Raw genomic sequence first — 4,959 nt, forward strand, 5'->3', positions numbered from 1 at the left:
CCGGCTGCGGGTGGAGGCGGCCCGCGCGTCGGACCAGTGGGAGTTCTCCACGGCCACCGACACGGCCTGGTCCTTCGGTTCCGGGTCGGGCGACGGACTGCTGCCGCTGATCCAGCTGGACTACGGGGTGCCGGTCGACGCCGGGAACCGGGTGGCCCGTTCGCCGCGGGTCGAGCTGGGTGTCACGGCCCGCCACCAGGACGGGGCGGACGGCGCGCGGATCGCGGGCATGCGGCTGTGGACGTCGTACGACGACGGGGCGCACTGGACGGAGGTAACCGGCCGCAAGGGCTCGCACAGCGGATCCTTCACCTTCCGCGCCGACCACATGCGGGCGGCCGCGGGGGGCCGCGTCTCGCTCCGCGTACGGGCCTGGGACGCCGCGGGGAACGAGGTCGAGCAGAAGGTGGTGCGGGCGTACGGTCTGAGGTGAGTGCGGAGTCGGGCCGGGGCGTGCGCAGTTCGGCGCCCCGGCCCGGCGCCCGGCGGGGGTCAGATCCAGTCGCGGCGGGCGGCCTGCCACGCCAGTTGCATGCGGGTGGCCGCGCCGGCCAGCTCCATCAGGTGCTGGATCCGGCGCTGGACCGTGCGGCGGCTCACCCCCATCTGGCTGGCGATCGCCTTGTCCGCGATGCCCGCGACCAGCAGCGAGAGGAGGTGCCGGTCAGCGGCGGTCAGCTCGGCCGCGTCGCCCGCCGTGCTGCCGAGGCTTCCCGAGGCCGTCACGTGCAGCGGCACCGCGATCTCCCAGTACCGTTCCGCGAGCGCGACCAGGGCGTCGAGCAGGCTGCTCGACCGCACCAGGGCCGCCGTGATCTCCTCACCGGCCCCGGCGGGCCCGCCCGGCACCAGCGGGCACAGGGCGACGGACCGGTCGGCGACGGCCAGGCGCAGCGGGAGCTCCGGCACCGTACGGGCGGTCTCCCCGGCCCGTATGCCGTCCGCCACGTTGTCGACGGCGCCCGGGTCGTCGAAGAACGCCCGCTCGTAGACGACGCGGTAGCGGACTCCCCTGGCCAGCGCGTCGTACTCGGCGCGGTTGCTGCCCGAGGGCACGGCCACGTACTGGGCCTTGCAGAACCACAGCAGCTCATGGCGCGCGTCGTCCTGGATCTGCCGTAGGCAGCGCTGGAGGGCCTCCGCTCCGGTGATCACCTCGATGAGCTGGTCGGCGCGGCGCCGGCGGACGTTGCCGCGGTAGGTCTCCATGAGGTCGGTGACGGCGGCGCGGGCCTGGTCGATCGCCGCGGCGCGGCGGCGCAGGCCGGGGAGGATCGCCACATCGGGCGGGGTGGCGGCGAAGCGGCCGTCCGGCACCGCGGTGGCCAGCCCCTGGCGTTCGAGCGCGGCCAGTATCCGCCGCGCCTCCGGCGGGCCCAGGTCCGACCGGGCGGCCACGTCCTCGGCGGACCCGCCGCCCAGGGCCACGAGCGCCCGGTATCCGCTCTCCTCCGCGACCGTCAGGCCGGCGGCCTCCAAGGTCACAGCACCCTCCCCCACCACGGTTTTCCGCCCCTGCGGGCATCCTAGGCGGAGGCCGCTGCGGACGGCGGTGAGCGGTGCCTGTTCACGCCGGGCGACCGTGTCGGCGCCGGTCAGGGCGTCGCCGGCCGTCTCTCGGGAATCCGTACGGCGCCGTGCCGGTCGGCGTGCGCAGGACGGCCGTCCGCCGCCGCGTCAGGAGAGGACCGACCGGACGGCCTCGGCCGAGCGGCCCACCATGGCCGGGTTCCGTCGTCCGTCGCCACCAGCGTTGATCGCTCGCAGCGCATCGCAGATACTTCGTCCTGGCAGCGGTCCTGCGGCATCGGCCTCCTGTCGATCCGGTCGGGTTGGGAGAGACACCGTGTTCTATTACGTCCTCAAGTACGTGCTGCTGGGGCCGCTGTTGCGGGTGTTGTTCCGGCCGCGGATCGAGGGGCTCGAGCACGTGCCCGCGGAGGGGGCGGCGATCGTCGCGGGGAACCATCTGTCGTTCTCCGACCACTTCCTGATGCCCGCGATCCTGCCGCGCCGGATCACCTTCCTCGCCAAGGCCGAGTACTTCACGGGCCCCGGCATCAAGGGCCGGCTGACCGCGGCGTTCTTCCGCAGCGCGGGCCAGATCCCGGTGGACCGCTCGGGCCGCAACGCCGCCCAGGCCGCGATCACCGAGGGGTTGGGGGTGCTGTCCAAGGGCGAGCTGCTCGGCATCTACCCCGAGGGCACCCGCTCGCACGACGGCCGGCTCTACAAGGGCCGGGTCGGGGTGGCCGCGATGGCGCTCAGGGCGGGGGTGCCGGTGGTGCCGTGCGCGATGGTCGGCACCTTCGAACTCCAGCCGCCGGGGCGGGTCCTGCCCCGCCTGGGCCGGGTGACCATCCGCTTCGGCAAGCCGATCGACTTCTCCCGTCACGAGGGCTTGGCTGATGAGCGCGCGGCGCTGCGGGCGGTCACCGACGAGATCATGTACGAGATCCTGCGCCTGTCCGGCCAGGAGTACGTCGACCGGTACGCGCCCGAGGTCAAGGCGGAGATGGAAGAGGCGGCCCGCGCGGCGAAGGCGGCCGGACGGAAACGCTGACGGGCGGAACGGTCGCTGCGGGAAACGGTCACTGCCGGAGACGGTCACGGCGGGAAACCCCCACGGTGGGGTGGGACGCGTGCGCCCCACCCCACCGTCTCCGCTACAGCACCACGGGCCTTGCAGCCCTGTAGGCCTTACGGCACTGCGGGCAAGTCGGCCGCTGCCGTCGAACTGGCCGCCGCCTCGGCCGACTTGGCGCTCTTGGCCTCCGGCTTCGGGGTGGTGTGCGGCGCGCACGTCACGTCGTACGCGTCGACCGCGCCCTTGAGCAGGTACGCGTCCACGCGCTCGTTGATGCAGGGGTTGACCAGACCGGTGACGCCGTGGGAGCCGGCGTCCCGCTCGGTGATCAGCCGGGATCCGGCCAGCCGGCGGTGGAGTTCGACCCCGCCCTCGTACGGGGTCGCGGCGTCGCGCTCGGACTGGACGATGAGGACCGGCGGCAGGCCCTTGCCGGCGCGGACCTCCAGCGGGGTGTGCTGGGGGCCGGACCAGGTGGCGCAGGGCAGGTTCATCCAGGCGTTGGACCAGGTGAGGAACGGGTGGTCGCGGTGGAGCCGGGTGTTGTCCCAGTTCCACCTGGCCCAGCTGGTGGGCCACTTGGCGTCGGCGCACTCGACGGCGGTGTAGACCGCGTTGCCGTTCTCGGCGGCCCGGTTGCCCGCGGTGTCGGACAGGTCGGGGCCCGCGGCGTCCACGAGCGCCTGCCGGTCACCGGCGAGGTAGGCGCTCCACACGCTCGCGACCGTGGTCCACGACGAGTCGTAGTACGGCGCGCTCTGGAAGAAGCCGAGGAGTTCGGCCGGTCCGACGACGCCGCCGATCGGCTCGCGCTTGGCAGCCGCGCGCAGCTTCTCCCACTGCTCCTGGACCTTCTGCCGGGTGTCGCCGATGTGGTAGGCGGCGTCGTTCCGCGCCACCCAGGCCTGCCAGTCCTGCCAGCGGGTCTCGAAGGCCACGTCCTGGTCGAGGTTGGCCTCGTACCAGATCTTCTCGCGCGAGGGGTTGACCACGCTGTCCACGATCATGCGGCGCACATGGGTCGGGAAGAGCGTCGCGTAGACCCCGCCGATGTACGTCCCGTAGGAGACGCCGAGGTAGTTGAGCTTCTTCTCGCCGAGCGCGGCCCGGATGACGTCGATGTCGCGCGCGGTGTTCGGGGTGGTCAGGTGCGGAAGCATGTCGCCGCTGCGCTCGGCGCACCCGTCGGCGTACTCCTTGGCCAGCTTGCGCTGCGCGAGCTTGTCGGCCTCGCTGTCGGGTACGGGGTCGAGCTTGGGGGCCTTGACGAACTCCTGCGGATCCGCGCAGGAGATGGGGGCCGAGCGGCCGACGCCGCGGGGGTCGAAGCCCACGAAGTCGTAGGCCTTGGCGGTCTTCTCCCACAGCGGGTTCTTGGTGGTGACCCGGAGCGGGAAGCGCATGCCGGAGCCGCCGGGGCCGCCGGGGTTGTAGAGGAGCGCGCCCTGGCGCTCACCCGCGGTGCCGGTGCTCGCGATCCGGTCGACGGCGAGCTTGATGGTGCGGCCGTCGGGCTTGGCGTAGTCGACGGGGACGGTGACGTAGCCGCACTGGATGGGCTGGGGGAGCGCCCAGTCGGCCGGGCAGTCCTTCCAGTCGATGCCCTGGCGGGCGGCGCGGACGGCGGCGCGCTCCACACCGCGCGCCTCGGCTTCGGCGGACGGTCCGCCGACCGGCGTTGCGCCGCCCGACAGGGCACTGCCCGACAGGCCGCCGCCGGACGGCTGTTGCCCGGCGGCGCCGGCGGACGGGGCGGCGATGGCGCCCACTATCAGCGCGCCCGCTATCAACGCCCCGGCGGAGCCGAGCACTCTGGTGCGTCTCACGTTGGTTCCCCCCTGGCGGGTCGGATCGGTACGCCGCTTTTGGCGACGATGATCACAGTTCCTGTAGGGGGATCCTTCCGCCTCCGCGGCGGTGAACGGTAGATCGCAGCGGCGATTCTTTACCAAGCTCTTTACCGAGCCTCGACGTACGGGCGCTCTCCCGCTGACGGTCCGTCCGCTCCACTCGGCCGCCGTTCCCTCTACCCGGCCGCCAACTCGGCTGCCGCGTCGAGGAGTCGGCGCAGGCGGAGGGCGTCGGGTGCCACGGCGGTGGCCAGGACGGCCGGCCCGGCGAGCGGGGCGAGGACGGCTTCGCCTTCGGACGGGCAGCGGCCGAGGACCCGTACGTCGAGGGGCCTCTCCTCGAATGCCGGGTCGGTGACGAGCAGGTGACCGGCAGCACGATGGCCGGCGAGTACGGCAGGGCCGTCCCAGCCTGGCGCGCCGGGGCCGTACGCGGTCTCCTGGTCGAGGAGGAGCCGGCCGGCGCGGCGCACGGTGAGGCGGGTGGTGAGGCGTCCGGGGTGCTCGCCGGTGCGGCCGAGG

Annotated in this window: 3 protein-coding genes and 2 pseudogenes; 2 read left to right on the top strand and 3 right to left on the bottom strand. The window is 73.4% G+C overall.

The annotated features are described in order from the left end of the window. Positions 1-433 (top strand): annotated as a pseudogene (locus tag AOK16_RS19785) (hypothetical protein); the annotation flags it as partial. Between the two features lie 59 nt (positions 434-492). Here the strand turns inward: AOK16_RS19785 and AOK16_RS19790 are convergent. Continuing rightward, entirely contained in the window at positions 493-1,485 is a 993-nt protein-coding gene (locus tag AOK16_RS19790; protein ID WP_055473540.1) for a helix-turn-helix transcriptional regulator, read from the bottom strand. Between the two features lie 361 nt (positions 1,486-1,846). Here AOK16_RS19790 and AOK16_RS19795 point away from each other — a divergent pair, with 361 nt between their 5' ends. Next, positions 1,847-2,563 carry a lysophospholipid acyltransferase family protein gene (locus AOK16_RS19795; RefSeq protein WP_055473541.1) on the top strand — a complete coding sequence of 239 codons (717 nt, stop codon included), beginning with the start codon at positions 1,847-1,849 and terminating at the stop codon, positions 2,561-2,563. Between the two features lie 137 nt (positions 2,564-2,700). Here AOK16_RS19795 and AOK16_RS19800 read toward each other — a convergent pair whose 3' ends face one another. Together AOK16_RS19800 and AOK16_RS19805 are read right to left on the bottom strand one after the other, a co-directional pair. Next, positions 2,701-4,413 carry an alpha/beta hydrolase gene (locus tag AOK16_RS19800; protein ID WP_055473542.1) on the bottom strand — a complete coding sequence of 571 codons (1,713 nt, stop codon included), beginning with the start codon at positions 4,411-4,413 and terminating at the stop codon, positions 2,701-2,703. A 200-nt stretch (positions 4,414-4,613) separates the two neighbouring features. Further along, positions 4,614-4,959: pseudogene (locus AOK16_RS19805) on the bottom strand (urease accessory protein UreD); the annotation flags it as partial.

The organism is Streptomyces pathocidini (assembly GCF_001418495.1).
GTDB classification, from domain to species: domain Bacteria; phylum Actinomycetota; class Actinomycetes; order Streptomycetales; family Streptomycetaceae; genus Streptomyces; species Streptomyces pathocidini.